The 16,572-nt window shown below is 55.5% G+C and carries 15 protein-coding genes and 1 pseudogene; 1 reads left to right on the top strand and 15 read right to left on the bottom strand.

The window, feature by feature from the left end; all coding sequences use genetic code 11:
• Positions 1-139 (bottom strand): annotated as a pseudogene (locus KSY55_RS09040) (sugar ABC transporter permease); the annotation flags it as partial.
• A 233-nt stretch (positions 140-372) separates the two neighbouring features.
• Here KSY55_RS09040 and KSY55_RS00005 point away from each other — a divergent pair.
• Positions 373-1,380: a LacI family DNA-binding transcriptional regulator gene (locus KSY55_RS00005; RefSeq protein ID WP_217749399.1), complete on the top strand. Its 1,008-nt coding sequence runs from the start codon at positions 373-375 to the stop codon at positions 1,378-1,380.
• A 131-nt stretch (positions 1,381-1,511) separates the two neighbouring features.
• Here KSY55_RS00005 and sstT read toward each other — a convergent pair whose 3' ends face one another.
• The 14 genes from sstT to KSY55_RS09210 all read right to left on the bottom strand — a co-directional run bounded on the left by sstT (position 1,512) and on the right by KSY55_RS09210 (position 16,510).
• On the bottom strand, positions 1,512-2,804 hold the full coding sequence (gene sstT / locus KSY55_RS00010; RefSeq protein ID WP_117611822.1) for a serine/threonine transporter SstT: 1,293 nt from the start codon (positions 2,802-2,804) through the stop codon (positions 1,512-1,514).
• A 214-nt stretch (positions 2,805-3,018) separates the two neighbouring features.
• Positions 3,019-3,771: a pseudouridine synthase gene (locus KSY55_RS00015; protein ID WP_217749400.1), complete on the bottom strand. Its 753-nt coding sequence runs from the start codon at positions 3,769-3,771 to the stop codon at positions 3,019-3,021.
• Positions 3,772-3,782: 11 nt separating this feature from the next.
• Entirely contained in the window at positions 3,783-5,675 is a 1,893-nt protein-coding gene (gene glmS / locus KSY55_RS00020) for a glutamine--fructose-6-phosphate transaminase (isomerizing) (protein WP_004219686.1), read from the bottom strand.
• A gap of 191 nt (positions 5,676-5,866) precedes the next feature.
• Positions 5,867-6,661 carry an amino acid ABC transporter ATP-binding protein gene (locus KSY55_RS00025; RefSeq protein WP_004219687.1) on the bottom strand — a complete coding sequence of 265 codons (795 nt, stop codon included), beginning with the start codon at positions 6,659-6,661 and terminating at the stop codon, positions 5,867-5,869.
• Between the two features lie 12 nt (positions 6,662-6,673).
• Positions 6,674-7,657 (bottom strand): amino acid ABC transporter permease, encoded by a 984-nt coding sequence (locus KSY55_RS00030; RefSeq protein WP_065434879.1) that lies wholly within the window; start codon positions 7,655-7,657, stop codon positions 6,674-6,676.
• A 45-nt stretch (positions 7,658-7,702) separates the two neighbouring features.
• The gene (locus KSY55_RS00035) at positions 7,703-8,632 is read right to left on the bottom strand and encodes an ABC transporter substrate-binding protein (RefSeq protein ID WP_117660005.1); all 930 of its coding nucleotides are present in this window, start codon (positions 8,630-8,632) and stop codon (positions 7,703-7,705) included.
• Positions 8,633-8,921: 289 nt separating this feature from the next.
• Entirely contained in the window at positions 8,922-9,353 is a 432-nt protein-coding gene (locus KSY55_RS00040; protein WP_164519349.1) for a transporter substrate-binding domain-containing protein, read from the bottom strand.
• A 243-nt stretch (positions 9,354-9,596) separates the two neighbouring features.
• On the bottom strand, positions 9,597-10,544 hold the full coding sequence (locus tag KSY55_RS00045) for an ABC transporter substrate-binding protein (protein ID WP_217749401.1): 948 nt from the start codon (positions 10,542-10,544) through the stop codon (positions 9,597-9,599).
• 130 nt (positions 10,545-10,674) lie between these two features.
• Positions 10,675-11,154: an SsrA-binding protein SmpB gene (gene smpB, locus KSY55_RS00050; RefSeq protein ID WP_004219704.1), complete on the bottom strand. Its 480-nt coding sequence runs from the start codon at positions 11,152-11,154 to the stop codon at positions 10,675-10,677.
• 142 nt (positions 11,155-11,296) lie between these two features.
• Positions 11,297-12,691, bottom strand: coding sequence for a CHAP domain-containing protein (locus KSY55_RS00055; RefSeq protein WP_117501929.1), 1,395 nt, complete (start codon positions 12,689-12,691; stop codon positions 11,297-11,299).
• Between the two features lie 99 nt (positions 12,692-12,790).
• Positions 12,791-13,714: a permease-like cell division protein FtsX gene (ftsX, locus tag KSY55_RS00060; protein ID WP_034880752.1), complete on the bottom strand. Its 924-nt coding sequence runs from the start codon at positions 13,712-13,714 to the stop codon at positions 12,791-12,793.
• A complete protein-coding gene (gene ftsE / locus KSY55_RS00065; RefSeq protein WP_217749402.1) occupies positions 13,714-15,015 on the bottom strand; it encodes a cell division ATP-binding protein FtsE in 1,302 nt (433 codons plus the stop codon). Before ftsE ends, ftsX begins: the two co-directional genes overlap by 1 nt.
• A gap of 49 nt (positions 15,016-15,064) precedes the next feature.
• Entirely contained in the window at positions 15,065-16,195 is a 1,131-nt protein-coding gene (gene prfB, locus KSY55_RS00070; RefSeq protein WP_004219711.1) for a peptide chain release factor 2, read from the bottom strand.
• 183 nt (positions 16,196-16,378) lie between these two features.
• Entirely contained in the window at positions 16,379-16,510 is a 132-nt protein-coding gene (locus tag KSY55_RS09210; RefSeq protein ID WP_004219712.1) for a hypothetical protein, read from the bottom strand.
• Between the last annotated feature and the right edge of the window lie 62 nt (positions 16,511-16,572).

A 16,572-nucleotide genomic window follows, 5' to 3' on the forward strand; every position in this document is an offset into this window, starting at 1 on the left:
GGATCACGAACACGAACACGAACACCAACGCGAACGGCCACATGAACTTCCAACCACGCCAATCCGCCTTGTGTTTATTGACACGCACGGTTGCCGAATGCAGTGGCATATTGGCAACAACTTCCGTTGCTGACATCATTCCTCTCCTTCGAGGCAATACCATTTCACAGGGCAATTTACACCCCCGTAAAACAGCTCCTTCCAAATGTTTGCGTTACCATAATAACACCATATTCCAAAAGTGTCTACTTTTCGCACATCCTAGACCACATATTCACTTCATCGAACAAATTGCATGGTGACGAAAACAATACAGAAGTAAGCATGTAAAATTAAGCACAGTACGCATTTTCGTTCGGAAGGTAGATACACATGGCACGCAACTCAGTCTCGCTGCAAGACGTCGCTAGGGAAGCAGGGGTTTCACCGCAGACCGTTTCCCGAGTGGCTAATGGGAGCGATGCCGTACGCCCAGCGACGAAACTTAAGGTCGAGGCAGCCATGGAGCATCTCGGATACAGGCCGAATTATGCGGCACGTGCTTTGAAAAGCGGACATTTCAACAATGTTGGTGTACTGCTTTCGCATATGTCGGCCTACGGGAACTCACGTATCCTCGAAGGCATCACTACAGCGGCCGCGAATAGCGGCTATTCCATCACCATTCGCCCCTTGGATAACCTGCAGGATCAGTCACTCGCCGGCGCACTGAAACTTGTGGAAGGCCTCCCCCTCGATGGTGCAATCGTGATTATGGAACGCGATTTCACCGACTTCAACCAGTTCAAGCCATCCGACAACCTACCTGTAGTGCTTATTTGCAAGGAACCGGCAAACCACTGCCCCACCATCGATTCGGACTCGTATGGTTGCGCCACTGCAGCCGTGGACTTTTTCCTATCGAAGGGGCATAAAACTGTGTACCACATCGCAGGCCCCACCGTTTCACGCGCAGCACAGAGCCGCATCAGAGGGTGGCGCGACGCATTAGCGCAAGTCGGCATTCCCACACCACCCATGTATTATGGCGACTGGGAAGCAGATAGCGGCTACCAAGCCGGATTGGCCTTGGCTCACGAAAAGGATTGCACCGCAATTTTCGCAGGCAACGATCAAATGGCATACGGTGCCATGCTTGGCCTGAGGACAGCAGGAAAGCGCGTTCCCGAAGATGTCAGCATCATCGGTGTGGACGATTCACTCCGCGGCGTTGTGCCCCGTCTTGAACTGACCACCATACGGCTCAAGCTCAGAACTGTGGGAAAAGAGGCTTTTTCCATGATCGAGCAACAATGCAATGGCAAAAAAGTGCCTTCTGGAATCAAGAAACTTATCACCCCCGAATTCATCGACCGCGGATCCGTGGCGGAACTCGACTAATCGCAATATCTCGCAACTTTAATCAACGCAATCAATCAAATCAGCCAATACGAAAAGCGCCTCTCCAGCGTGGGTGAACCACGTGGGAGAGACGCCTTCTAGATTGAACGAAAAGCTGAAATCGGGTGAAATCAGGCTTCGATGCCGAGCTGCTGACGTTCCTTCTTGGAATACATGAACGCCGGAAGCTGACGGCCCTGCTTGAGCCAAGCATGATATTCGGCGGTTGCCGCAAACTCCACGTCGGAAGCGGAATTCAGACAGGTCTCCACGGAATCCTGGATGACGCCGATGATGAAGCCAACGCCCACCACCTGCATGGCGATGTCATTGCTGATGCCGAACAGCGAGCAGGCCATTGGAATAAGCAGCAGCGAGCCACCGGCCACACCGGAAGCGCCGCATGCGCCGAGCGCCGACACCACAGACAGCAGAATGGCGGCCGGCAACGAAATCTGAATGCCCATCGTATTGGCGGCGGCCATGGCCATGATGGTGATGGTGATGGCGGCACCGTTCATGTTGATGGTTGCGCCCAACGGAATGGACACGGAATACATGTCTTTATCAAGACCAAGCTTCTCGCACAGCTGCATGTTGACCGGAATGTTCGCAGCAGAAGAACGCGTGAAGAATGCGGTCAGGCCGGATTCCTTGAAGCAGCGGTACACCAGCGGATACGGGTTGCGATGCAGGTACAGGAAAATGACCAGCGGGCCGAACACGAGCACCATCAGCAGCATGGTGCCGACGAGCAGGAGCAGGAGGCTACCGTACTCGGTGAAGGCCGCCAAGCCGTTTTCGGAAACGCTGGTGAACACCAAGCCCATAATGCCAAACGGGGCGAGATTGATGACCCAACGAATCACCTGAGACACGCCATCGGCCACATTGGCAAGGAACGCCTTGGAGCTTTCATTGGCAATACCCTTCATGGCAAGACCGAACAGGCAAGCCCACATCAGAATGCAGATGTAGTTGCCGTCGATCATGGCCTGAATCGGATTGGCCACGATATTGGTCAGCAACGTCTGCACAACCTCGCTCAAGCCCTGCGGCACCACATCAGCGTCAGCGGCATCGCCCAACGATATGGTCTGTGGGAACATGCGAGACGTCAGCACCGCCACGACGGCGGACAGGAACGTGGTGAACAGATACAGGAAAAGCACCGTGCCGAAACGGCCGTCAAGCTTGGAATTGCCTTGAGCCAAAGCGCTTGCCACCAGCACAAACACCAGAATCGGAGCGACGGCCTTCAATGCGCTTACGAACAGGGTGCCGAATTCGCCGATCCACATCATATGCGGAACAACCAATGCCAGTGCGGTACCTGCGATAAGACCGACGATAATGCGAATAATCAGTGATACGCCGTTATATTTGTCGGCAACGCCACGAAGCGCTTTTGAAATATGGTTCATATTCTCTCTCGTTCTTTCCAGCCGGCTTGCCTTTGCCAGCCAGCACAACAAGAGCACATCCTAATCACGCTCGATAACACGAAATGTAAAGTGTCCAATTATAGGGACGCGCAACTTCAACACGCCATAGCGAAGCGAGCAAATATGAGTACAGCGATGGACAGTTTTTATATATCTTGATTCAGCGAGCAATACCTGCTGATCAGACTGTTAATCAGCTAAGCGGCACTTTCGAAACGAATGTACGAGGCTCTCCCGTCACCGGATCGTCGAAGCGTAACTCACGAGCCACTAATTCCAACGGCTGCGAGAAATCATCGTAAGAACGCTGCACAATATTCGGGTAGAAATCATCGCCCAAAATCGGCAATCCCAACGAATTCATATGCACACGCAACTGATGCGTTTTGCCGGTTTTCGGGTGCAGCACGTAATTCACATATGCCTTGCCGTCGATGCAACGTACCGTGCTCCCCCGCTCAATCAACGTTTGCGCATTGATGGTTTCCGGAATTTCGTACGCCTGAAGTCGCCCGCGATCCTTGCAAATATGCGATGCTCGGATTGCCGGAAAGGGTTGATGCCTGTCGATTCTTACGATTGTTCCATATTGCGGATGCCGATCGGGGGCAAGCGGCGCCAAACATTCATAGGTTTTGATGGTTTTGCGATTCTGGAACAGCATTTGGTAAGCGCCGCGCAATTCCGGTTTGCGCACAAATACGACGATGCCTGCGGTAAGTCGGTCCAAACGGTGCGCGGGAACAATATCAGGTTCGCCATACTGTTCCCGAAGTCGAATCAACGCGGTTTCGCGATACCACATGCCGCGCGGTGTGGTGGCGAGAAAATGCGGTTTGTCAACCACGATAATCGCACCGTTCTCGTAAAGAACCTCACATTCGAACGGAATGCGAGGTTCTTCAAGAACGTAACGATGCCTCTTCTGCTGACGCTGTTGGCGCATCGTATGAACGATTACTCCACGGTGACGGACTTGGCGAGATTACGAGGCTTGTCAACGTCATAATTCTTCAGCTTGGCCATGTCCATGGCGAATAGCTGCAGCGGCACCACGTCCACCAGCGGGCTCATCAGCGTCGGGCAGGCCGGACGCCAGAACACCACGTCCGCATAGCGTTCAACATCGGGGTCGTTCTCTTCGGCCACGGCGATAATGTACGCGCCACGGGCCTTGACCTCTTCGATACCGGAAATAACCTTGGCGTGCAGCACATTGCGGCCACGTGCCGGCGGCACAATGAACACTACCGGTTCGCCTTCGTCCACCAATGCGATCGGACCGTGCTTGAGCTCGCCGGCCGCAAAACCTTCGGTGAAGGTGTAGGCGATTTCCTTCAATTTCAACGCGCCTTCCATCGCGACCGGGTAGCCGACATGACGGCCCAGGAACAGGAAGGACTTCGCATCGACCATCTGCGCGGCAGCATCATGCACGGTCTTGGTCTGCGTATCAAGAACCCACTGGATCTTGCGAGGCATGTCTTTGAGGGAATCCAACGCCTGCGCGATCTCGTCGCGGAACATCGCGCCCTTGACCTGCGCCAAATACAAGCCAAGCACGTAGGCGGCAGTAATCTGCGCCACGAACGCCTTGGTGGAGGCGACCGCCACTTCCGGACCAGCGTGCGTGTACAGCACCGCGTCGGATTCACGCGGAATGGACGCGCCCTGCGTGTTGCAGATGGCCAGCACCTTCGAACCCTGCTCACGCGCGTGACGCAATGCCATCAGCGTGTCCATGGTTTCACCGGACTGCGAAATGGCCACCACCAACGTGCGCGGGGTGAGAATCGGATCACGATAACGGAATTCGTGGGCAAGCTCCACTTCCACCGGAATACGCACCCAATGCTCGATGGCGTATTTGGCCACCATGCCCGCGTAGGCGGCGGTACCGCAGGCGATGACAATAATCTTGTCGATCGCCTTGAAATCATGCTCGTCGATGCGAACCTCGTCAAGATTGAGATTGCCGTCCTTGCCAAGACGTCCCAACAGCGTGCGCTGCACCGCCGCCGGCCCTTCGTGGATCTCCTTGTCCATGAAGGAGTCCCAACCGCCCTTTTCGGCCGCGGAAGCATCCCAATCCACGGTATAGGTCTTCGGATCGGCCACGATGTTGCCCATGAAATCAGACACCACAACCTTATCGGCGGACACCATCACGGCCTGATCCTGGTCGATTTCCATGGCACGCTTCGTGTAGGCGACGAACGCGGCCACATCGGAACCGAGAAAATTCTCACCTTCGCCAAGACCAACCACCAGCGGCGAATCATGGCGAGCACCGACCACGATACCCGGCTGACGGCAGTCGGTGGCGAGAATCGTGAACGCGCCTTCCAGCATGCGCGCCAAGCGTCGCACGGCCTTGAACAGATCAGGCTTGCCGGTTTCCTCAACGATTTTCTCGCTGATTTTGCCTAGCAGTTTCGCCGCGACCTCCGTATCGGTTTCCGATGAGAAACGGTAACCTTCCGTCTGCAGATCAAGACGCAGCTGAGAGGCGTTTTCGATGATGCCATTATGAATGATGGCGACCTTGCCGTCACGCGAAGTATGCGGATGCGCGTTGATGTCATTCGGCACGCCGTTGGTGGCCCAACGGGTGTGGCCGATGCCCACGGTGGCCATCGGCATTGGATTGCGTTCCACGTCTTCGATTAGATTGGCGAGACGCCCCGCCTTCTTACGCACTTCCACATGATCCATGCCGGGCGCGGTCAGCGCCACACCGGCCGAATCATATCCACGGTATTCCAAACGCTGGAGGCCTTGGAGGCACACTTCCAACGGCTTGCCGCACGCGGTTTCCACATTTCCTGCATATCCTACGATTCCACACATAACACCTCAGCTTATCGGGTAATGGTGTCATTTTCGAAACGAAACCGTCTCATCGCGCTGAACCTTTGATATATGAACACAAAAATCCCCATGCTGACAGTTTTCAACATGGGGATTTTCTCAGCCATTCCCTTGATCGCAATCCTTACGACGAAGAGGTGTCTGATTCTTACGATTATGCTTGCGGCGATTTACAGCACGTGCTGCAGGAAGTCCTTGAATCGTGGTTCCTGCGGATTGTCGATGATTTCAGGACCGCCCTGTTCCACAACAACACCGCCGTCCATGAATACGATCTGATCGGCGACTTCGCGCGCGAAGCCTATTTCGTGGGTGACAACCACCATGGTCATGCCTTCTTTCGCCAAAGACAGCATGACGTTCAGCACTTCGCCCACCAATTCCGGATCGAGTGCGGAAGTCGGCTCGTCGAACAGCATGATTTCCGGCTTCATGGCAAGCGCACGGGCGATGGCCACGCGCTGCTGCTGGCCACCGGAAAGCTGTGCCGGATAGTGATCGAGGCGATCGCCCATGCCCACGCGATTCAGCTCTTCGATGGCAAGCTTGCGGGCTTCCTTTTTATCCATGTGCTTGACGTGGACTGGCGCTTCCATCACATTTTCGAGCGCCGTCATGTGCGGGAACAGGTTGAACCTCTGGAATACCATGCCCAGTTTGGAACGCTGCTCGGCCACTTCCTTGTCGTTCAGGGTCTGCAGCACCTGCTTGCCGTCCTTGTCGACGTACTTGTAGCCGATCATTTCGCCGTCGACGTCGATTTCGCCGCCGGTCAGCGTTTCCAACTGGTTGATCAAACGCAGGAACGTGGATTTTCCGGAACCGGAAGGTCCCAGAATCACCGTCACCGAGCCGGGCATAACCGTCATATCGACGCCCTTGAGCACGTGCAGGCTACCGAAAGCCTTATGCACCTGCGTGGCCTTCACTGCGGGAACAACACCGTTGGTGGTTGGTTCAGTCATTGCTCACTCCCCTCACGCGGTCATGCCCGCGAACGTTGCCTCGTTCTGCTTGGCGATATCGTCTTTCGGTTCGCCTTCGGTTTTGCCCGGCAGCGGCGGCTGCTTGCCGCGCGCGCCGGCCGGTCGCGCATCGAAGCCCTTGCCGAAATGCTTCTCCAGGCGAGACTGCAGCACCATCAGAATGGAGGTGATCACCAAATACCAGATGCAGGCCACGATCAGCAGCGGAATCGGCTTGTACAGTCGGGTTGCGATTGCGGTGGTGGCGAACTGCAGTTCCAGCGTGAACGGCACGGCGTTGACCAGCGAAGTGGTCTTCAACATGCCGATGAACTCGTTGCCGGTCGGCGGAATGATGATGCGCATGGCCTGAGGAAGCACCACACGACGCATGATCATGGAACGCTTCATGCCCAGTGCCTTGGCCGCTTCGGTCTGGCCCGGATCGACGGCTTCAAGACCCGCACGCACGATTTCAGCCAGATATGCCGCTTCGTTCAATGCGAGACCCAGCCATGCCGCGTTAAACGCGGTAATGACGGACTGCGAGTCAATGCTCCAGAATTCAATGGAAGTGAACGGAATACCCACGCCGATGCGAGGCACCAACACGGCGAACAGACCCCAGAACACCAGCTGCGTATACACAGGGGTGCCACGGAAGAACCAAATGTAGAACCAGCTCACGCCACGCAGCACCGGATTGATGGACTTGCGCATTACGGCCAGAATCACTGCCAGAATAATGGCGATGCCCATGGAGATGACCGTCAGCAGCAGCGTGTATTTGATGCCTTCGAGCACATTCTCGTTGAACAGGTACTTCCAGACCACATTCCATTCGAAACGCGGATTGGTAATCAGGCCCTGCAGCAGCATGGCGGCGAGCAGAGCGACGATGACCGCCGCCACAATCGGGCCCGTACGCTTAACCGGCAGCGCCTTGATGCGATTCGGAATATCGAGGCCGTCGCCGTCGATTTGTTTCTTCGCCATGATGCTTCAGTTCCTTCGTTGTTGATGTAAATAGTGGGGATGAAATCAGTCGAGATCGGTCGGGTTGATCTCAGCCTTGTCGAGAGCGCCGGATTCCACACCCCAATGCTTGAGGATCTTCATATACGTACCATCGTCCATCAGCTTCTGTACGGCCTTCTGCACGGCTTCAGCAAGCTGGGTGTTGCCCTTCTTGACAGCGATGCCCTGCTTGGCCACACCTTCGACGTCACCCAAGGCTTCAAGCTGTCCGTCGGTCTGGGAGATGGCATAGCCGGCGACCGGCGAATCGGCATAGAACGCATCGGCCTTACCCGTAGCCACTGCGGTGGCCGCTTCGGCCTGACGCTTGTACGACATCACTTCGGCCTTGTTATCGGCCTCGCATCCTTTGGCGATGGTGTTGGCTTCCTCTTCCTGCACGGTGCCGGTCTGCACCGCGATCTTCGCGCCACACATGTCGGAAGTGTCGAGCTTCTTCGGATTTCCCTTCTTCACGGCCCACGTGGAACCTGCACGGTAGTAGCTCACAAAATCCACGGACTGCATACGCTCTTCGGTGATGGTCATGGCGGTGATGCCCAGATCATACTTGGAGCCAATGGAAGGAATGATGGTGTCGAACATGGAAGACACGATGTTTGGCTTCAAACCAAGCGTCTTGGCGATGGCCTTGGTCATGTCGATATCATAGCCGACCGGAGTCTTGCCGTCTTCGGCATAGAATTCAGCCGGAGCGTACGAAAGCTCCATACCGGCGGAAAGCTCGCCTTCCTTCACCAAATCGCCGGACGAAACCAGCTTGGCCAGCTCGTCATCTTTTTTAATGGTGCTGACATCGTAACCGGTGGTAGCGTTCGACGAATCAGACGAATCGCCGGAATTGGACGCCTCGGAGGTGCCGCAAGCGGCAGTGGAAAACAACATCGCCGCACTCAGCGCAAGCGCCACAACGGACTTGATCTTCAAAGACATGGTACGCATATCCTTCTTCTTATCTCTTCATTGCCATACCGAAAATCTCAACGCCATTCGGTTGCAGAGAACCTCAGTATCTCAAATAGGCACGATAAGAGCGCAATGCTACATGTACGTTACATTGCGCAACCCTTACGTATCAGCCAAGAATCGCGCAATGTAGCTCCGTCGAATCACGGAAGATCCATATACGAAAACGGAAGACACGCGGATTTGACCCGCATGCCTTCCGTCATATCGGCGTCACAGTATCGCCGTGTGCGATGTCTGCCTTACGTTTGATCGTTCAGCCGAGGTCAGTCGGATTGATTTCGGCTTTGTCGATCGCTCCGTTCTCCACGCCCCAATGCTTGAGGATCTTCATATACGTACCATCATCCATGAGCTTCTGCAGTGCGGCCTGCACCGCCTTCGCGATATCAACATCGAAGCCGACCGGAGTCTTGCCATTCTCCGCAAGGAATTCGGCGGGAGCGTACGACGTGTCCATGCCGACGGTGAGCTTGCCGTCCTTGGTGACTGATTCCGGCAGCATCGCGGCTATATCGTCATCCTTCGTCACGCCGGAAACGTCATAACCGGTGGTGTTCGACGACGACTCAGAATCACTGGAAGCCGCGGAATCGGACTTTTCCGATGTGCCGCACGCACCCAACGAAACGATCATGGCGGCGCTTAGTGCAAAAACAGCGAGTTTCCTCAGATTATTGAAAGCCATCGCGGATCCTCTCTTCATTCCCAACCGTATGAATACGGCCGAACCGAAGTTCTGCAGGCACCATAGAAAACGATTACTACGGCCACGTTAATAGTACGCAAACTCTATTCGATATGCCGTTTTTCCTTACGAAAAAGCGGGTTTTGCCATATCACAATATGATCAAAACCCGCTTTGTTCCCAGCACGTCGCCAGTCATGCGATCATTGAACCGTCTGATCCGTGGACGGTTCAATCATGGAATTATTCGGCACCCGGCGTATTGATTTCCGACGTTTCGATGGCACCGTCCTCGACACCCCAATACTTAAGGATCTTCAGATACGTACCGTCGTCGATGAGCTTCTGCACGGCCTTCTGTACGGCCTCATCCATCTGGCTGTCGCCTTTTTTGATGACGATGCCTTCCGGAGCGACGCCTTCGACCTTGCCCAGCATTTCCAGCTGTCCATCGGTTTGCGCAATGGCATAGCCCGCAACCGGCGAATCGGCATAGAACACGTCGGCCTTGCCGGTGACAACGTTCGTGGTCACATCGGTCTGCAGCTTGCTGGAGATCACTTCAAGCTTATCCTTGCCGTCGGCCTCGCATTGCTTGGCTATCTTGTTCGCTTCGGTCTCCTGCATGGTGGCGGTCTGCACGGCCACCTTCTTGCCGCACAGATCGGACGTGTCGATCTTGTTCGGATTGCCCTTCTTCACGGCCCATGCCGATCCGACATCAAAATGGCTTACGAAATCAACCGCTTCCAAACGTTCCTTGGTCACGGTGAACGACGAAATGCCGATATCGTACTTGGATCCGACCGATGGAATGATCGAATCGAAATTCGCGGTTTCCGGATCCGCTTCAAGGCCGAACACCTGCGCCAAAGCCTTGGCGATATCGACATCGAAGCCGACCGGGGTCTTGCCGTCCTCCGCAAGGAATTCGGCGGGAGCGTACGACGTGTCCATGCCGATGGTGAGCTTGCCGTCCTTCGTCACATAATCGGGCAACAGTTTGGCGATGTCATCGTCTTTCTGCACCGACGAAACGTCATAACCCGTCAGTTCGCTCGATTTCGAACCGCTATCGGACGAAGCCGCATCGTCGCTTCCATCACTGGTGCCGCATGCCGCTCCAGCAAACAGCATCGCAACGCTCAGCGCACACGCGGCAACCGTCTTCAGACTTTTCTTCGCTTCCATATCCTTCTCCTATGTCTCGCTCGGTCTATTCGACCGAATCTGAACCATACACTAGAGAGGGCAAGCTACAAAAAGATTACGGCCACCGCTGTATATCAGTATGTGAAACCGGAAATTTTCCGGTTACCACTTATCGCACCTGCTTGTTGGCATATCGCATGGCACGCAAGGCCTCACGCTTGTCTTGCTCCTCGCGCAATGCCTGACGCTTGTCGAATTCCTTCTTGCCTCGTGCCAATGCGATTTCCGCCTTGACTCGACCGTCTTTGAAATACAGGCTCAGCGGAATGATGGTGAAACCCTTGGCTTGGCTTTGACGAGCCAGCTTGTCGATCTGCGCCGCGTGAAGCAACAGCTTACGCTTGCGCTTAGGGGCATGATTGTTCCACGTTCCGTTGAGATATTCGGGAATATTGGCTCCCTCAAGCCACATTTCACCGCGACGGTCGATGGTAATGAACGATTCGGCCAGCGATGCGCGGCCTTCTCGAAGCGACTTCACCTCAGTGCCGGTCAACACCAGACCGGCTTCATACTTGTCTTCAATGGCATAGTCGTGGCGTGCCTTCTTGTTTTGCGCAATCGGCTTCACGCCTTGCTCCTTGGCCATGTCGGACCTCCTTTCCGGTTCTTCAAAGAAGTGTTCTGCAACGCAACAATCGACAATATCACGGGAGCGCGCCGCCCAACGATTCAGGCGGCGCGCTCCCGCGACACAACGCTCAAGGAAAGCTCAAACGCTCCTTGATGAATCAGTGCACATACCAGAACTGGGACGCGTTGTACAGTGTGCGGTACGACACCACATATGGGCCACCAGCCGCGTTCATTTCGGAAATGGTGATGGTGTTGCCATTCACCGCTTCCACCACACCCACATGACCGTAGAAGCCATCGGCACCAGCCTGACCGGGCAGGAAGGAGATTGCCGCACCGACCTGCGGGCTATGATCCACGCGAAGACCATACGACGGTGCGGTAGCGTACCACTGGCCACCGTTACCCAAGTACGAGGGGGTTCCGATACCCATCTGTCTACGACGTTCGTACGCCCACCACGTGCACTGGCCGGCCACGTAGCCATTGCCGTAATCGCCATTGGAGGTTCCCTGACCGGAATTGTTATTGGTACTCGGCGCGGGAGCAGGCGTAGGAGTAGGCGTAGGCGTGGGCGTGGGAGCAGGCGTCACATTGTTGCCGCCACTATTGGTATTGTTGTTGCCTGGCCGGGTCTGCCCTTGATTGCCACCATTGTTTTGATTAGCTGCTGCGGCCTGCTCGGCTGCATACTGGCGGTTGAAGGAATCGACCTGTGACTGCAACATAACCGTTTGCGCCGCCTGTTTGGCCACGCTGCCGTTCAGCTGCGACTGTTGGCTCTCCAATTCGGCACGGCGGGTTTCGCCTTCTGCACGCAACTGGTCAAGCGAGTCGCGCTGGGTCTGTGCGGAAGCAGCAGCCTGCTGTGCGGAAGCGGCTTTTTCGTCAGCTGCGGTTTTCAGATTGGCGATCTGCTTCTCGATTGCAGAAAGACGCTCGCTGCGGTTCATCGACGTATTCAACGTATTCGCCGCATCACTTGCCGCATTGGCTTCGGTACGGCTCAACGCATCACGAGACTGCATGGAATTAATGAATTCCTGAGTGCTCGTGGAACCTGTCACCACGCTCATCACAGTGGATGCATCGGAACCATGCAGGTCTTCACGAGCCATCTGTGCCACGGCCGCATGCGCGTCATCATAATCCTTGCCGGTCTGTTCGATCTGCGCTTCGAGGTTTTCCTTATCTTTTTGCGCGGCCTCCAAACGGGAAGCCGCAGCATCAGCTTCACTCTGTGCCGAAGCGGCAGTAGCATTTGCCTCATCGACTGCAGCTTGAGCTGCAGGAATTTTCGTATTTGTCAATTCATCCAGCTCGACGATCTTGTCGGCCAAATCAGACTTCACACCGGAAAGCTGTGAACGCAACTGGGCTTCACGCTGAGAGCTGGCAGCCTTCTTATTCTGGGCATTCACCAGATTGCTGTATGTATTGGCTTGCGCCTGCGGAACCGCAGACGAGAACGGGGCAATCGCCATCGTGGCGCACAAAGCCCCCGTTGCAAACACCGCGACGGCCGGTTTTAGAGCTTTCTTGCTTGTCATTCGGTCACTTGCCTCCCATCATTGGTTCCATACCATAGCATCCCATGCTTAAAACGCGACACAGATAAACGTATCCAATCCGTACAAAACGGAATGTTCTCAGGCTTTCAAATACCTATGCAACGACACTGTGGATGCAATCACCGACAACAGCACCGCTCCTGCAACCAAAATCGGCGAAATCCACAATACCGTCATCTGATTCACATATGGAATCCATTTCACGGAGGCTGCAAGCCAATCAGTGATAAATACCTTCACCAATGCCGATAAAGTGACGCAGGAAAGCAAGGAACCGACCATTGATGCGATCGCCCCTTCAAGAATGAATGGCAGCCGAATGGTCCAATTCGAAGCACCCACCAAACGCATGATCTCCGTTTCGGTTCGACGTGACGCAGCAGACATGCGAATTGTGGTACCGGTCAGCATAATGGCGACGACCACCATCACCGCGGCCAATGCGGCGGTTGCAATGGTCGCACGATTCAGCACTGCGAACACCGGCTCAAAAATCTGCCGTTGATCACTGACAGTATCGACGCCCTCCTTGCCAGAAAGCACTTCGGAAACGACTTGATATTTCTCAGGATTCTTCAGTTTCAGCCACAATGAATCCTGCATATCGTCGGCAGTGAGTGTACGCCCCTGATATTCACCGTTCGGATATTGTTTGAGGAAAGTGTCGTTGTAGAAATCTTCCTTGCTTACAAAAGTGATTTGCGATACATCATCGGCAAGCTCGTTGCGAATGGTTTTCTGCAAGTCATTGATCTGAGTCTGCGTTGCCGCGGTTCCCGCGGTGCAGTTCACGGATTGGCTGGTGCCATCGGGACACATCCACACCACCACTTCAACCTTGGAATACCAATCGCCTTTGGCTTTGGTGATCTGCGCCTGAGTGAGCACCGATGCGCCGATAAACAGAAACGAGATGAATGTAACGAGCATCACTGAAAGCAACATGGGCACGTTGCGCTTGAGGCTGCTCCAGGTTTCGGAAAGAATGAAACGCAAACGCATCAGTCGTTCTCCTTGCTTTCGGACGTTTCATGCTGTTCATCGGATTGTTCGACGGATTTCGCCTCGCCACCGGCAGTCGCGGCGGGCGCTGCCGGAGGAGCCGGAGGCGCGGGCGGAGCGGGAGGCATCGGCAGTGCCGGAGGAGCGGGAACCGTTGGCTCCGCGGATTGCTCGTTTTCAGCCGCTTTGCTTGATTCCATACCTGTATCAGGCGAAGAGCCAGTCGCGTCGGCATTGGCTTCGGTCTGCGAACGTGCAGCCGAATCGGCATGCTCCTGTTCGGCAAGATCCTCAAGTTTCAGTCCCTTGCCCCAGGTCAGCGTAGTCTCCACCGGAGCGAACGCCTCGCCATAACGACCGGTGCGACCGGAATGCACGGAATTGGCGAGACGCGCGATGCCCGCATCACCATTGCCGCTGTGGATGGCCGCAGCTACGGCATCAACCGCGTTCGCCGCGGTTTCGGCTCGCGTCGCGCCTTCCACGTCCACCGCCTCATCGGAAAAATCAGACATTTCAAGCGCGCCCGGCGCACGATATTTCGAGTCGACGTCGCCGCCGTTCAACGCCTGATGCGATTTGGATTCGACTTCGGCATCCGGGAAGTACAGTGCGGAATCGTAGGATCCCTGCTGCTCGTCACGCACGATTTTGCCGGTATGCAGTTCGACCACACGCTTGCGCATGGAGTTGACGATTTCCTCGTTATGCGTTGCCATGACGATGGTGGTGCCAGTGCGGTTGATGGCGTCCAGCACTTCCATAATACCCAGCGATGTGGTCGGATCGAGATTTCCAGTAGGCTCGTCGGCCAGCAGAATCTGCGGATGGTTCACATACGCTCGCGCAATGGCCACACGCTGTGCCTCACCGCCGGAAAGCTCGTGCGGATAGCTGTTTTCCTTACCGGTGAGACCGACAGTCTGCAGCACTTTCGGCACTAACGATTTGACGGTGGAACGGCTTGTGCCAATCACTTCAAGCGCGAACGCCACATTCTCCCATACCGTTTTGTTGTTGAGGAGTTTGTAATCCTGGAAGATAAAACCGATGGAACGACGGTAATGCGGCACCTGCCTTGACGACAGGCGCCTCAAATCATTACCTGCGACGCGAATCTCGCCATCCGTGACCTCCTCCTCGCGCAGCAACAGGCTCAGCAATGTGGTTTTGCCGGAACCTGAAGCGCCCACGAGGAACACGAAATCCCCTCGATCAATGTCGAGATTGATGTCATCCAAGGCAGGCCTGGTGCCTTTCGGATACACCTTGCTCACATGTTCAAGCGAAATCAGCGCCATCGTCGTACCCCTCCACTATGTGCTGTTCTGATTACGGTAATCGTGGTTTTTAGGCGTCCGCCTCTTCGGCCGCCGCGCGACGCTGCTCATGACGCCAACGGATGCCGGCCTCAATGAACGCGTCGATATCGCCGTCGAACACGGCCTGGGTCTGCGAAGTCTCATAGCCGGTGCGCAGATCCTTGACCATCTGGTACGGATGCAGCACGTAGGAACGCATCTGGTCACCCCAGCTGGCCTTGATATCGCCGGCGAGCTCCTTCTTCTTCTTGGCTTCCTCTTCGTGGCGCAGCACCAACAGTCGGGACTGCAGCACGGCCATGGCAGCGGCACGGTTCTGGATCTGCGAGCGCTCGTCCTGCATGGTCACCACGATGCCGGTCGGAATGTGGGTGATACGCACCGCGGAATACGTGGTGTTCACGCCCTGACCGCCAGGGCCGGAGGAGCAGTAGGTGTCAACGCGGATTTCGGAATCGGGCACGTCGATGTGATCGGTCGCCTCAACGAGCGGCACCACTTCCACTGCCGCGAAGCTGGTTTGGCGACGGCCTTGGTTGTCGAACGGGGAGATACGCACCAAACGGTGGGTGCCGCCTTCCACGCTCATGCGACCATACGCATAAGGGGCATCCACCTGGAAGGTGGCGGACTTGATGCCCGCCTCTTCGGCGTAGGAGGTGTCCATGACCTTGGCCTTATACCCATTGCGCTCCGCCCAACGCAGGTACATGCGCAGCAGCATCTGAGCGAAGTCGGCGGCATCCACACCGCCCGCGCCGGAGCGGATGGTCACCACTGCGGAACGTTCGTCATATTCGCCGTCGAGCAGGGTCTGGATTTCCATGTCGGCCAGATCGTTCTGAATGCTTTCGACTTCGGACTGCGCTTCCGCCAACGTGTCGGCGTCTTCTTCCTCCTGACCCAATTCCACCAACGTTTCGACGTCGTCGATGCGCTGGCTTGCGGAAGCGAGACGCTTCAGCTGGGACTGCACTGCCGACAGTTTGCTGGTCACTTTCTGCGCGTTTTCGGGATTGTCCCACAATCCCGGTTCGGCCGCCTGAACTTCAAGATCTTTGGCCTGCGCGGTCAGTCGGTCGACGTCAAGCGCCTTGGAAATCGACTCGTATTTGGCGCGCGCCTCGCCGATTGCCTGGGAAAAATCAAATTCTGCCATCGTTTACACCATACATTTCTTTATGCGTTCTTTATATTCTGTCATGGAGCCTCATACGGCTTTCGCACAATCCTCAACTTCTTCCACGTACCCACATACTCGTTCCCATCCTGCCGAGCCGCGAACCAGTCTCGTTACGTATGGGATTGCAGGTCCGGGGAGGATCATACCGGACCAAAGGCGTCAAAGACCTGCGTAGATAGCAGGAATAACCAGACTCAGCAGCATCGCCGCAGCGATGACGATGCACACCGCCCGCACCATGGTGCGGCGACGGCGTTCTCGCTGCTCGCGTTCGCTTCTGTAGTCACTCACGGGGTACTAGTATAGGCAAGGCCTTCTACTTATTATCTTTCGGCGATCTCACCATATTTTGC

The sequence above is a fragment of the Bifidobacterium sp. MSK.13.1 genome (genome assembly GCF_019131435.1).
Taxonomy (GTDB): domain Bacteria; phylum Actinomycetota; class Actinomycetes; order Actinomycetales; family Bifidobacteriaceae; genus Bifidobacterium; species Bifidobacterium pseudocatenulatum.